Here is a 19,893-nt window from a genome sequence, read left to right as displayed (position 1 = left end):
TCAGCAGGGGGCGGGGAACCGCGCGACCGGCCACCGTGAACCCCGCACCCGCCGACGCACCTCACAGCGCCCCGGCCCGGCCGAAAGCCCGCCGGAGCCCGGGGGACCCGTCACAGTCGAGGGTCGACCGGCTCCGACTCCAGCGCCAGCACGGCGAACACCGCCTCGTGCACCCGCCACAACGGCTCCCCCTCCGCCAGCCGGTCCAGGGCCTCCAGACCGAGCCCGTACTCGCGGATCGCCAGCGACCGCTTGTGGCCGAGGAAGCGGTTCCGCAGCTGGGCCAGGTTCTCCGGCCGGGTGTACTCCGGCCCGTAGATGATCCGGAGGTACTCGCGGCCGCGGCACTTGATGCCGGGCTGCACGAGCCGCCCCTTCCCGTCCCTGACCAGCGCGCCGACCGGCTTGACGACCATGCCCTCGCCGCCGCGCCCGGTCATCTCCAGCCACCAGTCGACGCCCGCGCGCACCGACGCGGCGTCACCCGTGTCGACGTACAGCCGCCGTGTCGTCCGGAGCAGCCCGCTCGCGTCGTGCTCGACCATGCGGTCGATGAGCGCGAGCTGCTCGTCGTGCGGCAGCGCGGCGAGCGACCGGCCGCGCGCGGCGAGGATCTGGAACGGCGCGAGCCGCACCCCGTCGAGCCCGTCCGTGGTCCAGCAGTAGCGCCGGTACGCGTCCGTGAACGCGGCGGCGTCCGCGGCCCGCCCGCGCTGGCGCTCCAGCAGGTCCGTCACGTCGACACCGCGCGCGGCCGCCGTCTCCAGCGCCCCGAGCACACCGGGGAACGCCGCGCCGGACGCCGCCCCCACCGCCGCGTACTGCGACCGCAGCAGCCCCGACGCCTTGAGCGACCAGGGCATCAACTCGGCGTCGAGCAGCAGCCAGTCGGTGTCCAGCTCCGCCCAGAGTCCGGCCGCCGTGGCGGCGTCCCTGACCCGCGCGAGCACGGCCTCCGTCGTCTCCTGGTCCGCGAAGAACGGCCGCCCGGTGCGCGTGTAGAGCGAGCCGGTGACCGCGTCGTCCTCCACCCCGAAACGCTCGCGCGCCGTGCCCGCGTCACGGCACACCAGCGCCACGGCCCGCGACCCCATGTGCTTCTCCTCGCACACGACGCGGGCCACGCCGTCGGCGGCGTACTGAGCGAACGCCTCGGCCGGGTGCTCCAGGAACTGCGCGTCGGCGGCTCCCTCCCTGACCTCGGCCCCGGCCGTCGCCGTGGGCGCCATCGTCGGCGGCAGGTACGGCACGAGCCGCGGGTCCACGGCGAAGCGGCTCATGACTTCGAGCGCCGCCGCCGCGTTCTCCTCGCGCACGGTGACGCGGCCGCTGTGCCGGGTCTCGACGGTGCGCCGCCCGTACACGTCGGCGAGGTCGAGCGGCCGGCCCTCGTGCCCGCCGGGGGCCTCGGTCGCGAGCGGCTTCGTCGGCTCGTACCAGACCTTCTCGGCCGGTACGTCGACGAGCTCGCGCTCCGGCCAGCGCAGCGCGGTGAGCTTGCCGCCGAACACGGCGCCGGTGTCGAGGCAGATGGTGTTGTTCAGCCATGTGGCGGTCGGGACCGGGGTGTGGCCGTAGACCACCGCCGCCGTGCCTCGGTAGTCCTCCGCCCACGGGTAGCGCACGGGCAGCCCGAACTCGTCGGTCTCGCCGGTCGTGTCCCCGTACAGCGCGTGCGAGCGCACCCGGCCCGAGGTCCGGCCGTGGTACCGCTCGGGCAGACCGGCGTGGCACACGACGAGCCTGCCGCCGTCGAGGACGTAGTGGCTGACGAGTCCGTCGACGAACTGCCGCACCTCGGCGCGGAACTCCTCGCTCTCCTTGTCCAACTGCTCGATGGTCTCGGCGAGTCCGTGCGTGTGCTGCACGTTCCTGCCCTTGAGGTAGCGGCCGAGCTTGTTCTCGTGGTTCCCGGGGACGCACAGCGCGGTGCCCGCCTTCACCATCGACATCACGCGGCGCAGCACGCCGGGGCTGTCGGGCCCGCGGTCGACGAGGTCACCGACGAAGACGGCGGTGCGGCCCTCGGGGTGCGTCCCGTCGACGTAGCCCAGCTCGGCGAGCAGCGTCTCCAGTTCGCTCGCGCAGCCATGGATGTCGCCGACGATGTCGAACGGTCCCGTGAGGTGCGTGAGGTCGTTGAACCGCTTCTCGCGGACGATGCTCGCGCCCGCCACGTCCTCCACACCGCGCAGCACGTGCACCTTGCGGAAGCCCTCGCGCTCCAAGTGCCGCAGGGAGCGCCGCAGTTCGCGGGTGTGGCGGGTGATGACGCGACGCGGCATGCCGGCCCGGTCGGTGCGCTCCGCGTTCCGCGCGGCGCACACGTCCTCCGGGACGTCGAGGACGATCGCGATCGGCAGGACGTCGAACGAGCGGGCGAGGTCGATCAGCTGGCGGCGTCCTTCCTGCTGGACGTTCGTCGCGTCGACGACGGTGAGGCGTCCGGCGGCGAGGCGCTTGCCGGCGATGTAGTGCAGCACCTCGAACGCGTCGCGGCTCGCGCTCTGGTCGTTCTCGTCATCGGCGACGAGGCCGCGGCAGAAGTCGCTGGAGAGGATCTCGGTGGGCTTGAAGTGGGCCCGCGCGAACGTGGACTTGCCCGAGCCGGACGCCCCCACGAGCACGACGAGGGAGAGATCGGTGACAGCCAGCGTCCGCGCGCTGCCGCGCCCGGCGGCCTGACCGCTCCCCGTGATCTCGCTGGTCCCAGTGATGTTTCTGGTCTCACTGGTCCCACTGGTTCCACTGGTCCCACTGGTCTCGCTGGTACCGGTCATGCGGCCTTCGCCTCCTTCGCTGTCGCGGTGCCGGCCGTGGCGCCGGTCGTCGGGTCCGTCGTGGTGTCGGTCTTCGGGTCCGTCGTGGTGTCGGCCAGGGTGAACACGGCCATCTGTGTGGGCGGGCCCACCTCGGGGTCGTCGGGCCCGACCGGCACGTACCGCACGTCGTAGCCGTGCCGCGCGGCGACCCGCTCCGCCCACGCGCGGAACTCCTCGCGCGTCCACTCGAACCGGTGGTCACCGTGCCGGACATGGCCCGCCGGGAGGGTCTCCCAGCGGACGTTGTACTCGACGTTCGGCGTGGTCACGAGGACCGTGCGGGGCCGCGCCGAGCCGAACACCGCGTATTCGAGAGCGGGCAGCCGGGGCAGGTCGAGGTGCTCAACGACCTCGCTGAGCACCGCCGCGTCATACCCCTTGAGCCGCTTGTCGGTGTACGCGAGCGAGCCCTGGAAGAGCTGCACGCGCGAGGCCTGCCGCTCACCCATGCGGTCCAGCTTGAGGCGCCGCGCGGCGATGGTGAGCGCCCGCACGGACACGTCGACGCCCACGACCTCCGTGACCCGCGCGTCCTTGAGCAGTGCCTGCACCAACTGGCCCTGTCCGCACCCGAGATCGAGCACCCGCGCCGCACCGGCCTCGCGCAGCGCGGCGAGGATCGCGTCGCGCCGCCGCACGGCGAGCGGCACCGGCTTCTCCTCGGTGTCGCTGGTCTCGTCCACGGCGTTGTCGATCTCCTCGACGTCCGTGTCGTCGGCGTCGGCGAGCCGTACCAGTTCGAGCCGCTCCATCGCCTGCCGGGTCAGCGACCAGCGCCGCGACAGGTAGCGGCTGGTGATCAGCTTCTGCTCGGGGTGCTCGGCGAGCCAGCCCTCCCCGGCCCGCAGCAGCTTGTCGACCTCGTCGGCCGAGACCCAGTAGTGCTTGGCGTCGTCGAGCACGGGCAGCAGCACGTACAGGTGCCGCAGCGCCTGCGCGAGCCTCAACTCCCCCTCCAGGACGAGCCGTACGTACCGCGAGTCCCCCCACTCGGGGAACTGCGTGTCCAGCGCCACGGCGTCCGCCGTCACCTGCCACCCCAGCGGCTCGAACAGCTTCCGTACGAGGTCGCTACCGCCCCGCGCCGGCAGCGCGGGCACCTCGATCCGCAGGGGAAGCGTCTCCTCGGCCCGCTCGGGGCGCGCCTTGCACACACCGCGCAGGGCGCTGGAGAAGACGCTGCTCAGCGCCACGGCGAGCAGCGACGACGCGGCGTAGGGCCGGTCGTTCACATACTGCGCGAGCGCCGCGTCCGGGGCCGCACGGTCCTTCTTCTTCCCGCGCCGCACCAACGCCACCGGATCGACTTCCAGCAGCAGCGCGGCCGTGCACCGCTCCGCGCTCGCCTCGGGGTAGAGGACGTGCGCGGTGCCGTAGGAAGTGGAGAACGCCTGCGCGCTGTCGGGATGCTTGTGCAGCAGGAATCCGAGGTCGGTCGCGGGACGGTCCGGGGTGCCGGTGGTACTGATCGTCAGGAACACACGGCCCAGTCTCCCCCGACGGACTCGGGCGCGACCAGCGAGTTTTGCCGGCCGACGGCGGCCGCCGGGCATCATGACGGTATGGATCTTCGCGTTTTCACCGAACCCCAGCAAGGTGCCACCTACGAGACCCTCCTCCGCGTCGCCCAGGCCGCGGAGGAGCTGAACTACGGAGCCTTCTTCCGCTCGGACCACTATCTGCACATGGGCTCGGTCGACGGCCTGCCCGGACCCACGGACGCCTGGACGACACTCGCCGGCCTGGCCCGGGAGACCAAGCGGATCCGCCTCGGCACGCTGATGACCGCGGGCACCTTCCGACTGCCGGGCGTGCTCGCCATCCAGGTGGCGCAGGTCGACCAGATGTCGGGCGGCCGCGTCGAACTCGGCCTCGGCTCCGGCTGGTACGCGGAGGAGCACGCCGCGTACGGCATCCCGTTCCCCAAGGAGAAGTTCGGGCGCCTGTCGGAGCAGCTCGCCATCGTGACGGGCCTGTGGGAGACGCCGGTCGGCCAGCGCTTCAACTTCGACGGTACCTACTACCAATTGAAGGACTCCCCCGCGCTGCCCAAGCCCGCACAGACGCGCGTGCCGATCCTGGTCGGCGGCCACGGCACCAAGAAGACGCCGGCGCTGGCCGCGAAGTTCGCCACCGAGTTCAACATTCCGTTCGCCTCTCTCTCCGACACCGAGCAGCAGTTCAAGCGGGTGCGCGCCGCGGCCGTCGAGCACGGTCGCGCGGACGACGCGCTCGTCTACTCCAACGCCCTGATCGCCTGCGTCGGCCGCACCGACGCCGAGGTGAAGCGCCGTGCCGACGCGATCGGCCGTGACGTCGACGAGTTGAAGGCCAACGGGCTCGCCGGCTCCCCCGCCGAAGTGGTCGAGCGCATCGCCTCCTTCCAGGCCGTCGGTTCACAGCGGATGTACCTCCAGATGCTCGACCTCGACGACCTGGACCACCTGGAGCTGATCGCCGCCGAGGTGGCACCCCAGCTGAACTGAGCCGAGCGGGCCGGGCCAGGCCGGGCAGGGCAGGGCAGGCCAGGGCCGAGCTGAGCCGCGCCGGGGTCGGCCATGGCGCGGCCGCTCGGAAAGCCGCTGGTCGAACAGGCGTCAACGCGTCGGCCGCGCCGGTGCTCCGCCACCACGGGCGGGTGAAATTGCGTCAACCCCGCACGTGGTGGTGGTCCACGGCAGTGACCAGGTCCCCGCAGTGATCGTTGGCTCGGGCGGAGCCGGACCGCCCGGCACCCGCGCCGGCGGTCGATGCCGGGCGTCACTTGCGTCAACTGCCCGTCCCCGAGTGGGAGGGCGAGGGCCGAGGAGGCCGTCATGTCCCAGGAAGCCGTGCCCGAGGCTGTGCACGACACGACCGTGCCGGAACAGCAGGGTGCACCCAAGGGCCTGTTGCAGCAGATGGAGGAGCTGATGGCGGCGCTCAACGCCGACCTGTCCCAGCTCGACGCCGATCTCCAACAGTCCCCGGGCACCCCGACCACGGGCACGTCACGCCCCGCCGCCGAGGACGTCTGACGGCACCGCCTGCCGGGAGCGGCCCGCTCCCGGTCAGGCCGCCGAGTCGGAGTCCGAGTCGGGCCGCGACTCAGGCGTGGACATCGCGGTGCCGTGCTCCGGCAGCCGCCGCAGCAGCTCCAGGACGTGGTCCCGCGACTCGTCCGCCGCGTCGATCGCTTCCATGCACTGCCAGTAGGCCCCCTCCTCGAACGACGCGCTCGCCACGGCGACGAGCGCGATGCCCACGTCGCCGAGGAGCACGCCCAGGCCCACCAACGCCTGCCGCACATCCCCCAGTTCGGTCAGCTGCGCCGCCCGTATTCCGCCGGCGCCGACCACCGGGACCGCGGAGCCGCCGCTGCCCCGCGCTCCCGCCTCGCTCAGACTGCGCGCCTCGCCTCTTAACTCCGGGGGCCCGTGCGCCGCGAGCCGCCCTCCTATCGCCTGTGCCAGTGCCTGCGCCTGCCACGCCTCCCTCATGATGTCCGGCGCGTCCTGGCTCTGCGCCAGGGCCCGTCGACCGACCCCGATGAGCCGCACCGCGTCCATCCGCGTCCCCGTCCTGCCCGCCCGAACTCCGTTGTCCACTACCCAGAGTGAAGGTCCGCGCGACGAAAAGCCAGAGGAAGCCCGAAATCTGTGGACACGGAATCCGTTGTGGATATTTCTATGACTCCGGAGAGTGACCGTCGTCGAGGGGAGCGATATCGACGGCGGCGCTTCCCGTCCCCGGGACCGGGAAGCGCGTCTCGTTGCGGTCGATCTTCGCCGCGAGCGCGGCGAGCACGTCGACGCCTAGGACCTCGCACAGCTGGAGCAGATACGCGAGGACGTCGGCGACCTCGTCCTCGACGCGGTGGGCGGTGTCCGGGTCCTCCATCACACGGGCGGACTGCTCGGGGGTCAACCACTGGAAGATCTCGACCAGTTCGGACGCCTCGACGCTGAGCGCCACCGCCAGGTTCTTCGGGGTGTGGAAGGGCTGCCAGTTCCGCGCGGCGGCGAAGCGCGCGAGCCGGTGCTGGAGGCCCGCCACGTCGAGCGGACGGGCGGGTTCGGCCTGGTCATGGGTTCCGTCTGTCACGGTCTCAGGTCTACCATCGCCGCCCCGTGCTCCCGCGCCGCCCCGTCCGCGCACGAGGCGTCGCCCACCGCGGCGATCAGGCGGATATGGCCGCGGGCGCACATCCGGGCGGCGAGCGCGGCCAGTTCCGTGCTCTGGGTGCGGTCGAGGCCGCGGTCGAGGCCGTCCACCAGGACGGTGAGGGTCTGGTAGGCCTCCGGGATCTCGGCCGCCGCGTCGACCTCCAGGACCCGGGGTCCGGTGAGCAGGACGAGAGCGAGGGCCAGATATCTCAACTCGCCGTCCGCGAGCCGCTCCACGGGGGTGCGGTGTCCGTCGCCCCGGTCGACGACGGCGCGGACGGCGCCGTCGGGCGTGGTCTCGGCGAGGACGTCCACCACCGGGCCGGCGAGGCCCGCACGGGCCGCCGCGACGAGGAGGGCGTGCCGCGTACCGCACTCGGCGCGGGTGCGGCGCAGGACCGCGGCGAGGTTGTCGCAGCCGGTCAGGAGCCGGTCGGCGTGCGGCGTCACCGGCGTACGCATCCGGGCCGGATCCGGAGCGCAGGCGAACGCGGAGCGCAGTCCGACCACGACCTGTTCCGCCGCGGCGAGCACCTGCCGCTGCCCTTCGGTGCGGCCGGCCACGCGCAGCGGCAGCAGGGCCGTGCCGAGGAGGTCGTCGGGGAGCGGGCCGCGTGTCACGGGGACCGAACCTGCGGTGTGCCAGGCGGCCTGCACGTCCCGGCGGCCCGGGTCGCGCAGCGCGGTCTCCAGGTAGGTGACGTTCGTCCCGGTCAACCGCTCGCCCACGATGCGCAGTTCGGGCTCGGCCTGGACGGCGAGATCGAGGCGGACGGGTCCGGTGGGCCCCTCGACGGTGCAGCCGATACGGAAGCCGCGGCGGTGCTGTGCGTCCGGGCGGGCGCCCTCGGGAACGTAGGCGGCGGGATCGGGGAAGACCTCCGCGAGCTCCGCTCCGCCGCCGAGCCTGGCGAGCGCCTCGAAAGCCTTCAGGACGCCGCTCTTTCCGCTGCCGCTCGGTCCTGACAGCACGGTGAACGGGCCGAGCGGGACGGTGCGGCCGCGGTGGCGGGCGAAGGCGGAGAGCCGCAGCTCGCTCACGTGCGGGCGGGCCGGGGTGTCCCCCGGCGGTAACGGGGGCGCGCCCCGGTGGAGCACGGTCATGCGGTGAACTTAGGCGGACCTGCGCCGCAGAACCGTTCGTCCTGGGTGACCTTCCTACGAACGAGGGACTATGCCCTCTGGAATTGCCACCCGCGGCCCTCTGGAATTGCCACCCGCGCCGGACGTCCCGCGGACGCCGACGGTCAGGACAGGGCGCCCGCACCCGCCACGAGTCCCTGGACCTCGGTCCCCGGAGGGGCCAGCAGGAAGACGTTGCGGTCGACGCGGTGCATGCCGCAGCCGAGACCGAGGACGACGCCGCTGCTGAAGTCCAGGACGCGCTTGGCCACATCGGTCTCGGCGCCGGAGAGATCGAGCAGCACCGGGATGCCGGACATCACCGTCTCGGCGACCTCGCGGGCGTCACCGAAGACGTTGACCCTCAGGACGACGAAACGGCGGCGCGGTTCCGTCTCCGGTTCGCGGATCGCCCGGTGGTCGACCGCTGACGGCCATTCGTTGCGGCTGCGCAGCGGTACGACCTGGGCGAGCCCTTCCCACTGTTCGTCTGTGACGTCGTGGCTGTTCACTACTGCACCCACCCCGTCCGGGCTCGCACTGTTGTCTGCACCGGCCAATTCTTACGCCATGTCACCCGTTCAGCCCAACACCGACACGGTCCGGAACGCCCGCACACTCATGCGGCGAGGGACACCGCTTCCACCGCCGGGACCCGCAGGCCGCGTCGCGCGGTGGCCAGGCTGGTGACCAGTGTGGCAGCGGCGGCAATGGCCACCACCGTGATCCAGATGCCGAGGCCTTGATCGGGCAGGAGGCCGTCGGTGCGTACGGCGGTGAACGGGAGGATGCCCGCGAGCGCCGCGAGTGTGCCGAAGAACACTCCGGTGACGGTCAGGACGACGCCCTCGACCGCGACGGTCGCGAGGACCTGGGACGGGGTCGCCCCGGCCAGGCGCTGCTGGCCGAACTCCCGTACGCGGTAGGACGTCGCGGCGTACAGAGAGTTGATCAACATGATGCAGGCGAAGACGACGATGATGCCGACCACGGTGAAGTTGAGTGTCTCGAGATTCTTGTCCTCCATGGACTTGGTCAGCCCTGATGCCTTGATCGCGTCATTCTCGACGGACTGCATGTACAGCGTCGCGGTGGCCATTCCGGTGAACAGGATCAACGGCATGAGCACGCCGGACAGTTGGGAGGCTCGCTGTCGCATGTTCCGTACGGTCAGGTAGCCGCTCACGCCCGCGAGGGCCGTGACGAGCGGCTCGGCGCGACCGAGGACAGTGCGCAGGAGGCTCGTCGAGACGAGGGCGAAGCCGACGGAGAGCAGGATCGCGCCGTAGGCGGGCGCCGCCATCAGGGCCGCGTCCGTGGCGTTCATGGCGAACGTGGAGCACACGGCGAGGCCGCCGACGACGAGCGCCGCCCAGGACGCGAACTGCCGTGCGCGCCCTGCCTGTCGCTGTGCCCCGGCGGCCTTCGTGGCGCGGCGCACCGCGAGGAACGCGGCGCCGGCCGCGGCGAGCACCGTGATGTCGATGCCCGACATGAGGGCGATCGGACCGAAGGAGAAGTCGACGGAGTCGGCGACCTGTCCGCTGTCCTTGAAGACGTCGAGGAGGACGGCGCCGCCGAGCGCGGCGGGGCCGATGGCGAGCAGGGCACCCACGAGGGAGACGGCCACGGCCTCGCCGACGACCATCCGCTTGATCTGGGCGGGAGTGGCGCCGGTCTGCCTCAACAGGTTGATCTCGTCGATACGTTGACGCACGTTGACCGTCAGGGTGGACGCGATCGCGAAGAAGACGAGGAGCGTCCCGTAGCCGCCGACGACGCTCGCGGCCGTGGTGAGGGTGTCGGCGCTCGCCTTGTCGACACCGTTCGCGGCCGCCGTGTCGTGCATCGAGTTGAACGTCATGATGATCGTCGCGCCGAGGAAGGCGGACAGGAGGGTCGCGAGGAAGCGGCCGGGGCGCTGTCGTACGGAGCGGACCGCGAGTCCGAGCATGGTGAACATGGCTCACACCTCCGTCAGGGTGTCGTCACCGAGGTGCGCCAGGCGTTCGGCGACCGCGTCGACCGTGGGGGCGGGCATCCGGCCCGCGAGGCGGCCGTCCGCGAGGAACTGCACGGCGTCCGCGTACGAGGCGGCGACGGGGTCGTGCGTCACCATCACGACGGTCCTGCCGTGCACCCGTACCGCTTCCTGGAGGAGGCGCAGCACGTCGCGGGCGCTCCGGGTGTCGAGTGCGCCGGTGGGCTCGTCCGCGAAGATCACGGAGGGTTCGGTGACCAGGGCGCGGGCGATGGCGACGCGCTGGCACTGTCCGCCGGAGAGCTGGTCGGGGCGGTGCCCGAGCCGGTCGCCGAGACCGACGGAGGCGAGGATCTGCTCGACGCGGGCCCGGTTCACGCGCCGCCCCGCGAGCTTGAGGGGCAGGACCGTGTTCTGGGCGACGGTCAGCGTCGGCAGCAGGTTGTACTGCTGGAAGACGAAGCCGACGCGGGTGCGGCGGAACTTGGTGAGCGCCGCCTCGCCGCGTGCGGCACCCGTTCCGCCCGTCATCTCCTCGCCGTCGACCACGACGAGGCCGCTGTCGGGCCGGTCGAGTCCCGCCGCGCAGTGCAGCAGCGTGGACTTGCCGGAGCCGGAGGGGCCCATCACCGCGGTGAAGGTTCCGGCGGGCAACGAGAGGGTGATGTCGTCGAGGGCGCGGACCGCGGTGTCGCCGCCGTCGCCCCCGGTGCCGTACGTCTTGGTGACCCGCACGAGGCGCAGTGCCTCGGCGCGGCCGTCGGCTTCCGGTCCGGGTCCGTGGGTCTGGTGTCGCATGATCGCCGATCCCCTCGTCGGGCGCTCCGCGCGCCGCTGTGTCGATGTCTACGACGCTAGGGACGGCGGGCTCGCGAGGCATGGGGCGTACGACCCGGACCGGGGTGTCGCTATGTACACCTCAGGAGCTACAGGTGGCCGCCGGAGCGGGCGAGCCAGCGGCCTTCGTGCCGGGTGACCTCGATGGGGCGGCCGAAGCAGGCGGTCATCCGCTCCCGCGTGAGGACCTGGTCCACCGGGCCGCGTGCCAGGACCCGGCCGTCGCGCAGGAGCAGGACGCGGTCGATCGCCGGGGAGAGTTCCTCCAGGTGGTGGGTGACCGTGACGGTCGCCAGCTCGGGCCGGTTCTCGGCCAGGCGGCGCATCGTGTCGATGAGGTCCTCGCGCGAGGGCAGGTCGAGCGCGTTGAACGGCTCGTCGAGCAGGAGCAGCGCCGGGTCGGCCATGAGGGCGCGGGCGATGAGGATGCGGGCGCGCTGGCCGCCGGAGCAGACGCCGTACGGGCGGTCGGCGAGTTCCTTGATCTGGAGTTCGGCGAGCAGTTCGTGGGCGCGGTCGCGCACGTCGGTGCCGTACGACTTCCAGAGCGGCTGGACGGTGCCGGTGTGGCCGGTGAGGACGACGGTGTGGCCGGTGAGGTCCTGCGGGACGCGCTGGGAGGTGGAGACATGGCCGATGTGGGCGCGCAGTTCGCGCACGTCGACCCGGCCGAGGCGGTGGCCGAGGACCTCGACGGTGCCGGTGGTGGGGTGGTTCGTGGCGCCGACGAGGCGCAGGACGCTGGTCTTGCCCGCGCCGTTCGGCCCGAGCAGGGCCCAGTGCTCGCCGGAGCGGACGGTCCAGTCGATCCCGTCGAGGATGACCTGGCCGGTGGTGTGGCGGCGCATGCTCACGCCGTCGAGGGCGGCCACGACCCGCCTCTGGTCCTCGGTCACTGTGCCTCCCGCGTCTCCGGCTCGCCCGCTTCGTCCGCCGCTTCGTCGCGTCTGCGGCGTCGCGTGTGCGACGGAGGGTAGCTGTACGCAGCACGCACCCGTGGGGTCGTCCGAGTCGTGGACCGCGCGGTCGAGACGGCGGGCGCCCGGCGCGGCGTCACCCGCCCGGGTTCTCGAACCGGTACCCCATGCCGGGCTCGGTGATCAGGTAGCGGGGGTGGGAGGGGTTCGGCTCCAGTTTGCGTCGGAGCTGGGCCATGTAGACGCGGAGGTAGTTCGTCCTGTCGCTCCGGGAGGTTCCCCAGACCTCGTGGAGGAGGTGCTTCTGGCTGATCAGGCGGTCGGGGTGGGACACCAGGATGTCGAGGAGGTGCCATTCGGTGGGGGTCAGGCGTACGTCGCGCCCGTCGCGGACGGCCTTCTTCGCGACCAGGTCGAGGGTGAAGTCGTCCGTGGTGACGACGCCGGCGTCCGGGGCGAGCGGCAGTGGCTCGGTGCGGCGCAGGGCGGCGCGGAGCCGGGCCAGCAGCTCGTCCATGCTGAACGGTTTCGTGACGTAGTCGTCGGCGCCCGCGTCGAGGGCGGTCACCTTCTCCTCGGGGGCCTGGCGCGCGGAGAGCACCAGGATCGGTACGCGGGTCCAGCCGCGCAGCGCCTCGATGACGTCGACGCCGTCCATGTCGGGCAGGCCCAGGTCGAGGACGATCACGTCGGGCCGGCGCGCGGCGGCCAGACGGAGCGCGGTGGCTCCGTCCGGCGCCGCGTCGACGCCGAACGCGCGGGCTCGCAGGTTGATGACGAGAGCGCGGACGAGTCGGGGGTCGTCCTCCACCACCAGTACCCGCGTCATCAGTGGGTGGCGGTCAACCGCTGGAGGGCGATGTTGAGTTCGAGGACGTTGACGGTCGGCTCTCCCATGAAGCCGAGGGCGCGGCCGTTCGTGTGGGCGTCGACGAGCTTCCGCACCTGGGCGACGGTCAGGCCGTTGCGGTCGGCGACGCGGTGCACCTGGAGGTCGGCGTAGTCCGGGGAGATCGCCGGGTCGAGGCCGGAGCCGGAGGAGGTGACGGCGTCGGCCGGGACGTCGGAGGGCTTCACCGTGTACGTGGCGGTGGAGTTGTCCTTGACGACGGCGGCCTTGGCGTCCCTGACCTGCTTGATCAGGTCCTTGTTGTCGCCGGAGAGGTTGGTGGCGCCGGACAGGATCAGCGTGTACCGCGTGTTGACGCTGTTGGTGCCCAGGCCGTTGGACGGGCGTGGCTGGAACCACTTCAGGTCCGGCTCGCCGTCCTTGGTGAGGTACGTCTGCCCGATGAGGGACGAACCGACGACCTCGCCGTCGGAGTTCTTGATCTCCGAGCCGTTCGCCTGGTGGTGGAAGGCCAGCTGGGCGATGCCGGTGACGGCGAGCGGGTAGAGCACGCCGCAGACGATCGTCAGGACGATCAGGGCGCGCAGGCCGGCCCAGAGCAACCGCCCCGTGTTTCCTACCGAGTTGTTCATCGTGATCAACGCTTTCGAGAAGTTACAGCCCGGGGATGAGGGAGAGGAGCACGTCGATGATCTTGATGCCGATGAAGGGGGCCACGAGGCCGCCCAGGCCGTAGATCCCGAGGTTGCGGCGGAGCAGCTTGTCGGCGCTGACCGGCCGGTACTGGACGCCCTTCAGGGCGAGCGGCACGAGCGCGATGATGATGAGCGCGTTGAAGATGACGGCCGACAGGATCGCCGAGTCGGGCGACGACAGCCGCATGATGTTCAGCGTGTTCAGGCCCGGGTAGACCGCCGCGAACAGGGCGGGGATGATCGCGAAGTACTTCGCGACGTCGTTGGCGATGGAGAACGTCGTCAACGCGCCCCGGGTGATGAGCAGTTGCTTGCCGATCTCGACGATCTCGATGAGCTTGGTCGGGTTCGAGTCGAGGTCGACCATGTTGCCGGCCTCCTTCGCGGCCGACGTACCGGTGTTCATCGCGACGCCGACGTCCGCCTGGGCCAGGGCCGGGGCGTCGTTGGTGCCGTCACCGGTCATCGCGACGAGCTTGCCGCCCGCCTGCTCCCGCTTGATGAGGGCCATCTTGTCCTCGGGGGTCGCCTCGGCGAGGAAGTCGTCGACGCCCGCCTCCTCGGCGATCGCCTTGGCCGTCAGCGGGTTGTCACCCGTGATCATGACGGTCTTGATGCCCATGCGGCGCAGCTCGTCGAAGCGTTCGCGCATGCCGTCCTTGACGACGTCCTTGAGGTGGATGACGCCCAGGACGCGGGCGCCCGCGGAGTCCTCGACGGCGACGAGCAGCGGCGTGCCGCCGGCCTCGGAGATCCGGTTCGCCAACTCCCGCGCGTCGGAGGCGACTTCGCCGCCCTGCTGCTCGACCCAGGCGATGACCGATGCGGTCGCGCCCTTGCGGATCTTGCGTCCGTCTACGTCCACGCCCGACATGCGGGTCTGGGCGGTGAACTCGATCCAGGTGGCGGCGTCCAGCTCGCCCTGGTGGCGCTCCCGCAACCCGTACCTCTCCTTGGCCAGGACGACGATGGAGCGGCCCTCGGGCGTCTCGTCGGAGAGCGAGGAGAGCTGGGCGGCGTCGGCGACCTCGGCGTCGGTGGTGCCGCGCACCGGGACGAACTCGGCGGCCTGGCGGTTGCCCAGGGTGATGGTGCCGGTCTTGTCGAGGAGCAGGGTGGAGACGTCCCCGGCGGCCTCGACGGCGCGCCCCGACATCGCGAGGACGTTGCGCTGCACCAGGCGGTCCATGCCCGCGATGCCGATCGCGGAGAGCAGCGCGCCGATCGTGGTCGGGATCAGGCAGACCAGCAGGGCGATCAGGACGACCATGCTGAGGTGCCGGCCCGCGTAGTCGGCGAACGGCGGCAGGGTCGCGACCGCGAGCAGGAAGACGACGGTCAGCGAGGCGAGCAGGATGTTGAGCGCTATCTCGTTGGGCGTCTTCTGCCGGGCCGCGCCCTCGACCAGGTTGATCATGCGGTCGATGAACGTCTCGCCGGGCTTCGTCGTGATCTTGATGACGACGCGGTCGGAGAGGACCTTCGTGCCGCCGGTGACGGCCGAGCGGTCACCGCCGGACTCGCGGATGACGGGGGCGGACTCGCCGGTGATCGCCGACTCGTCGACGCTCGCGACGCCCTCGACGACGTCACCGTCGCCGGGGATGATGTCGCCGGCCTCGCAGACGACGAGGTCGCCGATCCGCAGCTGCGTACCGGGGACGTGCTCCTCGCGCTCCCCCACGAGCCGCCGCGCGACCGTGTCGGTCTTGGCCTTGCGCAACGTGTCGGCCTGCGCCTTGCCGCGGCCCTCGGCGACGGCCTCCGCGAGGTTCGCGAAGATCACCGTCAGCCAGAGCCAGGCGCTGATGGTCCAGCCGAACCAGTCGGACGGGTCCTTGAACGAGAACACCGTCGTCAGGACCGATCCGACGAGGACCACGAACATCACGGGCGACTTGACCATGACGCGCGGGTCCAGCTTGCGGCAGGCGTCCGGCACCGACCTGAGCAGCTGCTTCGGGTCGAAGACGCCCGCGCCGACCTTCCCCTCGTCGGCCTTGTGCCCGGTCGGCACGTCCTGGTGCGGAGCGCGGGTGGGGGTGGCTGTGGACATGCCGTCCTCGGTTTTCTGAGTCTTCGCTGTACGTACGGTCATGACGCGAGGCCCTCCGCGAGCGGGCCCAGGGCGAGCGCCGGGAAGTAGGTGAGACCGGTGATGATGAGGATCGTGCCGACCAACAGGCCCGTGAACAGCGGCTTGTTGGTGCGCAGGGTGCCCGCGGTGGCCGGGACGGGCGTCTGCTCGGCGAGCGAGCCGGCGAGCGCGAGCACGAACACCATCGGCAGGAACCGGCCGAGCAGCATCGCGAGGCCGATCGTGGTGTTGAACCACTGTGTGTCGGCGCTGAGTCCGGCGAAGGCCGAACCGTTGTTGTTGGCGCCGGACGTGTACGCGTACAGGATCTCGGAGAAGCCGTGCGCGCCGGAGTTGAGCATGGAGTTCGGTGGTGTCGGCAGGGCCATCGAGACGGCCGTGAAGACGAGCACCAGGGCCGGTGTGATGAGGATGTAGCAGGCCGCGAACTTGATCTCGCGGGTGCCGATCTTCTTGCCGAGGTACTCGGGGGTGCGGCCGACCATCAGACCGGCGATGAACACCGCGATGACCGCCATGATCAGCATGCCGTAGAGGCCGGATCCGGTGCCGCCGGGCGCGATCTCGCCGAGCTGCATGCCCAGCAGGTTGAGGCCGCCGCCGAGACCGGTGTTGGAGGAGTGGAAGGAGTTCACCGCGCCGGTCGACGTGAGGGTCGTGGAGACCGAGAAGATCGCCGAGGCGGCGATCCCGAAGCGGGTCTCCTTGCCCTCCATCGCGCCGCCGGCCAGGTCGAACGCCGGGCCGTGGTGGGCGTACTCGGTCCACATCATCAGGGCGACGAAGCCGACCCAGATGGTCGCCATCGTGGCGAGGATCGCGTAGCCCTGCCTGATCGAGCCGACCATCCTGCCGAACGTGCGGGTCAGCGCGAACGGGATGAGCAGGATGAGGAAGACCTCGAAGAGGTTCGAGAATCCGTCGGGGTTCTCGAAGGGGTGGGCCGAGTTGGCGTTGAAGTAGCCGCCCCCGTTGGTGCCGAGCTCCTTGATGACCTCCTGGGAGGCGACGGCGCCGCCGTTCCACTGCTGGGAGCCGCCCATGAACTGCCCGACGTCGTGGATGCCGGAGAAGTTCTGGATGGCGCCGCAGGCGACGAGGACGACCGCGCCGACCACGGAGATCGGGACGAGGATCCGGACGACACCGCGCACCAGGTCCGCCCAGAAGTTGCCCAGTTCACCGGTGCGGGAGCGGGCGAAGCCCCGTACGAGGGCGACGGCCACGGCGATCCCCACGGCCGCCGAGACGAAGTTCTGGACGGCGAGTCCGGCGGTCTGCACGACGTGGCCCATGGCCTGCTCGCCGTAGTACGACTGCCAGTTGGTGTTGGAGACGAAGGACGCGGCCGTGTTGAAGGCCTGGTCCGGGTCGATGGAGGCGAAGCCGAGCGATCCCGGCAGCGCGCCCTGGAGGCGTTGCAGCAGGTACAGGAAGAGCACGCTCACGGCCGAGAAGGCGAGGACGCCGCGCAGGTAGGCGGTCCACCGCATCTCCGCCTCGGGGTTGGCGCCGATGCCCTTGTAGATCCACTTCTCCACCCGGAGGTGCTTCTCGGAGGAGTAGACCCGGGCCATGTAGTCGCCGAGGGGACGGTAGGCCAGTGCCAGCGCCGCTGTCAGCGCGAGCATCTGGAGCACTCCGGCAAGTACGGGGCTCATATCTGTACTCAGAACCTCTCCGGATAGATGAGGGCGAGGACGAGATAGCCCAGGAGGGCGACGGCCACGACGAGGCCGACGATGTTCTCGGCGGTCACAGCTTGGTCACCCCCTTGGCGACGAGTGCCACCAGCGCGAAGACCGCGATCGTGGTGACGACGAAGGCCAGGTCGGCCATCGTGAGCTCCTGACGAGAAGGTTCGGAAATGAACGGACGAGTTGAGGAAACCCCCGGTGACGGCCGGTTTCGATCCCCGTTGACGGCTCCCATACGGCTTCGCACGCGGCCTTGACGCTTCTCTTACGCGGGCGGTCCCGGAACTGTCCCGGGGCTGTCACATCCACCGCCGCGCTCTGGCCCCCGCCCGCCGACGCGCGCATGGTCGAGGCAAGGGGCGAGCCACTCCGGCCGGCCCCGTCGACCCGGAGGTGCACCATGTGCTCCCACCGACCCGCGTGCCCCGGCCCCGAGCACCCCGTCGCCGCCCACCCCGAGCAGGGGTGGAGCCTGCTGTGCGACGGCCGGATCGTCTTCGACGACACCGGTGAGCTGCTGCCCGACGGCCGGGTCGTGGACCCGCCCCGGACGCCGCGGCTCGCCGCCGCGGCCTGACCGGGGCGGTCGACGGGCCGCTGTCAGGCGAGCTTGAACCGCAGCCGGCAGACCACGGCGTCGGTGTCGCGGCGTACCGCGTGGGCGACGACCGCGCCCCGCTGGTTCTGGAGGATCCGCTGCCAGGCGCGGCCCGGTTCGGCCTCCGGGATCAGGACGGTGACCCGGGTACCGGGCTCCCTGGCCGCCAGCGCACGGACGTACGCGGCGACGGGCCTGCCCAGGGTCCGCCGCTCGGACGGGAGGCGGACCAGGTCGACGCCCGGATTCCACAGGTCCCAGTCGCGGGTCAGCGCCTCGGTCCGCTCGCGGTCCTCCGGATCGGCGTGGCAGACGGTGACGGCGCGCACCTCGTCGCCGAGGGAGTTCGCCGCGGTCAGCGCCTCGCTGGTCAGCCGGGAGATGCCGGAGACCGGGACGATCACGAGGGAGCGGGCGCGGGTCGGGCGGTCGGGGATGCGGCCGAGCCCGAGGCGCTCGCCGATGCGGGCGTAGGCCCGGTGCACGGCCTCGAACGCCGCCACGAGGAGAGGCAGCGCCACGACGATCAGCCAGGCCCCGTCGTGGAACTTGGTGGCGGTGACGACGATCGCGCTGACGCCGGTGAGCAGGGCGCCGAGCCCGTTGAGCAGCATCGCGCCGAGCGAACCCGGTGTGCCGCGCCGGTGCAGGACCATGCCGGTCTGGGCGAGGGTGAACCCGACGAAGACGCCGATGGCGAAGAGCGGGACGAGGGTGTTCGTGTCGCCGCCGGAGAGCACCAGCAGGGCGGCGGAGACGGCGGCGAGGGCGAGGACGCCGTGCCGGTGGACCTGGCGGTCGGCCTTGAGGGCGAAGACGTGCGGCAGGTAGTTGTCGCGGGCCAGCAGCTTGAGGAGCACCGGCAGGCCGCCGAAGGACGTGTTCGCGGACAGGGCCAGCAGGATCATCGTCGCGAACTGCACCACGTAGAAGGCCCAGTTGTGGCCGAGGGAGGCGTCCGCGAGCTGCGCGAGGACGGTGACGCCCTCGACCGGCTGGAGGTGGAACCGGGAGATGAGGACGCTCAGGCCGATCAGCATCACGCCGAGCACGGCGCCGAGGGCGATCTCCGCGTGCTGGGCGCGGCGGGCGCGCGGGGCACGGAAGGACGGCACGGCGTTGGCGATGGCCTCGACACCGGTCAGGGCCGAACAGCCGGCGGCGAACGCCTTCAGCAGGAGCAGCGCGCCGACGGTGGTCGCGCTGTCGCCGAGGACGGAGGCATGGCCCGCGGCGGCCTCGGTGGACACGGGCGCGGAGCGCAGCAGGCCGACGGCTATGAGGACGAGGATCGCCACGACGAAGACGGCCGTCGGCACGAGGAAGGCGCGGGCCGAGTCGACGATGCCGCGCAGGTTCACGGCCGTGATCGCGGCGAGGACGGCCAGGCAGATCCAGACGCGGTCCCCATACAGCTCCGGGAAGGCGGAGGTCAGGGCGGCGACGCCCGCGGTGACGGCGACGGCCACGTTGAGGACGTAGTCGAGGACGAGGGACGCCGCCGCGACCAGGCTCGTGCGGGCGCCGAGGTGCTTCTTCGCCACGGCGTAGGAGCCGCCGCCGTCCGGGAACGCGGCGATGACCTGCCGGTAGGAGGCGACGAGCACGCCGAGCAGCGCGGCGATGGCGAGCGTGACGGGGAGGGTGAAGCCGAGGCCGTGGGCGCCGGCCGCGGCCAGGACCAGGACGATGGCCTCCGGGCCGTAGGCGACGGAGGCCATGGCGTCGAGGGAGAGCGCGGCGAGGCCGGTCAGGGCGGTGAGCCGGTGGCGGTCGCCCCCCGCACCCCCCGCGCCCCCGGGATCGGCGGGCTCGGCGCTGTCGGGGGGCTCCTCCGCGGTGGGCGTGAGGTCGGGGCGGGTGGCTCGGAGAGTGCGGGTGGCTCGGGTGGTCATGGTGTTCCTTCTCGCCGTGGGCGGCCGGCGTGCGCGGCGTGGGTGGGTACGCGCCTCTCCGTCGTGGCCGGTCGCACGGTGGCCCGCACCACGGCGATGGCGCTCGCCCAGGGTGGTCCGCGGTCCGGTCGCCTCACCGGCTCCTTGCGCGTTCTTCGCGCCCGCACCGCCGAACCTGACGCTTCGTTGACGCCGGAGCCGCCGACGCCGCCCCGCCCGGCCGCGTTCCGTCTCGT

The 19,893-nt window shown here is 71.6% G+C and carries 19 protein-coding genes; 3 read left to right on the top strand and 16 right to left on the bottom strand.

Translation table 11 applies throughout. The annotated features are described in order from the left end of the window. Positions 1-110: 110 nt before the first annotated feature. A complete protein-coding gene (locus V2W30_RS30345) occupies positions 111-2,780 on the bottom strand; it encodes a polynucleotide kinase-phosphatase (protein WP_338701487.1) in 2,670 nt (889 codons plus the stop codon). Beyond that, on the bottom strand, positions 2,777-4,303 hold the full coding sequence (locus V2W30_RS30340; protein ID WP_338701485.1) for a 3' terminal RNA ribose 2'-O-methyltransferase Hen1: 1,527 nt from the start codon (positions 4,301-4,303) through the stop codon (positions 2,777-2,779). Before V2W30_RS30340 ends, V2W30_RS30345 begins: the two co-directional genes overlap by 4 nt. A gap of 81 nt (positions 4,304-4,384) precedes the next feature. On the opposite strand from V2W30_RS30340, the gene V2W30_RS30335 reads away from it, so the two are divergent. After that, on the top strand, positions 4,385-5,308 hold the full coding sequence (locus V2W30_RS30335) for an LLM class F420-dependent oxidoreductase (protein WP_338701483.1): 924 nt from the start codon (positions 4,385-4,387) through the stop codon (positions 5,306-5,308). 330 nt (positions 5,309-5,638) lie between these two features. Continuing rightward, the gene (locus V2W30_RS30330) at positions 5,639-5,839 is read left to right on the top strand and encodes a hypothetical protein (RefSeq protein WP_338701481.1); all 201 of its coding nucleotides are present in this window, start codon (positions 5,639-5,641) and stop codon (positions 5,837-5,839) included. A 33-nt stretch (positions 5,840-5,872) separates the two neighbouring features. On the opposite strand, the gene V2W30_RS30325 is transcribed toward V2W30_RS30330, so the two are convergent. The 13 genes from V2W30_RS30325 to V2W30_RS30265 all read right to left on the bottom strand — a co-directional run bounded on the left by V2W30_RS30325 (position 5,873) and on the right by V2W30_RS30265 (position 17,399). Then, the gene (locus V2W30_RS30325; RefSeq protein ID WP_338703828.1) at positions 5,873-6,370 is read right to left on the bottom strand and encodes a DUF6099 family protein; all 498 of its coding nucleotides are present in this window, start codon (positions 6,368-6,370) and stop codon (positions 5,873-5,875) included. A gap of 118 nt (positions 6,371-6,488) precedes the next feature. Then, positions 6,489-6,905, bottom strand: a complete 417-nt coding sequence (locus tag V2W30_RS30320; protein ID WP_338701479.1) for a nucleotide pyrophosphohydrolase — start codon at positions 6,903-6,905, stop codon at positions 6,489-6,491. Further along, positions 6,902-8,071 carry an ATP-binding protein gene (locus tag V2W30_RS30315; RefSeq protein ID WP_338701477.1) on the bottom strand — a complete coding sequence of 390 codons (1,170 nt, stop codon included), beginning with the start codon at positions 8,069-8,071 and terminating at the stop codon, positions 6,902-6,904. The genes V2W30_RS30320 and V2W30_RS30315 overlap by 4 nt, the downstream gene beginning before the upstream one ends. 143 nt (positions 8,072-8,214) lie before the next feature. Next, positions 8,215-8,601, bottom strand: coding sequence for a cell division protein SepF (locus V2W30_RS30310; RefSeq protein ID WP_338701476.1), 387 nt, complete (start codon positions 8,599-8,601; stop codon positions 8,215-8,217). A 107-nt stretch (positions 8,602-8,708) separates the two neighbouring features. Then, entirely contained in the window at positions 8,709-10,043 is a 1,335-nt protein-coding gene (locus V2W30_RS30305; protein WP_338703827.1) for an FtsX-like permease family protein, read from the bottom strand. Positions 10,044-10,055: 12 nt separating this feature from the next. Next, positions 10,056-10,868 carry an ABC transporter ATP-binding protein gene (locus V2W30_RS30300; RefSeq protein ID WP_338701475.1) on the bottom strand — a complete coding sequence of 271 codons (813 nt, stop codon included), beginning with the start codon at positions 10,866-10,868 and terminating at the stop codon, positions 10,056-10,058. A gap of 128 nt (positions 10,869-10,996) precedes the next feature. Further along, a complete protein-coding gene (locus V2W30_RS30295) occupies positions 10,997-11,755 on the bottom strand; it encodes an ABC transporter ATP-binding protein (RefSeq protein WP_338703826.1) in 759 nt (252 codons plus the stop codon). Positions 11,756-11,960: 205 nt separating this feature from the next. Continuing rightward, positions 11,961-12,653 carry a response regulator transcription factor gene (locus V2W30_RS30290; protein ID WP_338701474.1) on the bottom strand — a complete coding sequence of 231 codons (693 nt, stop codon included), beginning with the start codon at positions 12,651-12,653 and terminating at the stop codon, positions 11,961-11,963. After that, positions 12,653-13,306, bottom strand: a complete 654-nt coding sequence (locus tag V2W30_RS30285; protein WP_338701473.1) for a potassium-transporting ATPase subunit C — start codon at positions 13,304-13,306, stop codon at positions 12,653-12,655. The genes V2W30_RS30290 and V2W30_RS30285 overlap by 1 nt, the downstream gene beginning before the upstream one ends. A gap of 22 nt (positions 13,307-13,328) precedes the next feature. Continuing rightward, a complete protein-coding gene (kdpB, locus tag V2W30_RS30280) occupies positions 13,329-15,425 on the bottom strand; it encodes a potassium-transporting ATPase subunit KdpB (protein ID WP_338701472.1) in 2,097 nt (698 codons plus the stop codon). 38 nt (positions 15,426-15,463) lie between these two features. Then, on the bottom strand, positions 15,464-17,128 hold the full coding sequence (gene kdpA, locus V2W30_RS30275) for a potassium-transporting ATPase subunit KdpA (RefSeq protein ID WP_338701471.1): 1,665 nt from the start codon (positions 17,126-17,128) through the stop codon (positions 15,464-15,466). 8 nt (positions 17,129-17,136) lie between these two features. Next, on the bottom strand, positions 17,137-17,226 hold the full coding sequence (gene kdpF / locus V2W30_RS30270; protein ID WP_018533641.1) for a K(+)-transporting ATPase subunit F: 90 nt from the start codon (positions 17,224-17,226) through the stop codon (positions 17,137-17,139). Beyond that, a complete protein-coding gene (locus V2W30_RS30265) occupies positions 17,223-17,399 on the bottom strand; it encodes a hypothetical protein (RefSeq protein WP_338701463.1) in 177 nt (58 codons plus the stop codon). The genes kdpF and V2W30_RS30265 overlap by 4 nt, the downstream gene beginning before the upstream one ends. Before the next feature lie 165 nt (positions 17,400-17,564). On the opposite strand from V2W30_RS30265, the gene V2W30_RS30260 reads away from it, so the two are divergent. Then, a complete protein-coding gene (locus V2W30_RS30260) occupies positions 17,565-17,741 on the top strand; it encodes a DUF5999 family protein (RefSeq protein ID WP_338701461.1) in 177 nt (58 codons plus the stop codon). 23 nt (positions 17,742-17,764) lie between these two features. On the opposite strand, the gene V2W30_RS30255 is transcribed toward V2W30_RS30260, so the two are convergent. Continuing rightward, the gene (locus V2W30_RS30255; RefSeq protein ID WP_338701459.1) at positions 17,765-19,657 is read right to left on the bottom strand and encodes an APC family permease; all 1,893 of its coding nucleotides are present in this window, start codon (positions 19,655-19,657) and stop codon (positions 17,765-17,767) included. Positions 19,658-19,893 lie beyond the last annotated feature (236 nt).

Source organism: Streptomyces sp. Q6, from assembly GCF_036967205.1.
Classification (GTDB): Bacteria; Actinomycetota; Actinomycetes; order Streptomycetales; family Streptomycetaceae; genus Streptomyces; species Streptomyces citrinus.
The sequence above is the reverse complement of the archived record's forward strand: the minus strand, read 5'-3'. Positions and strand labels throughout refer to the sequence as shown.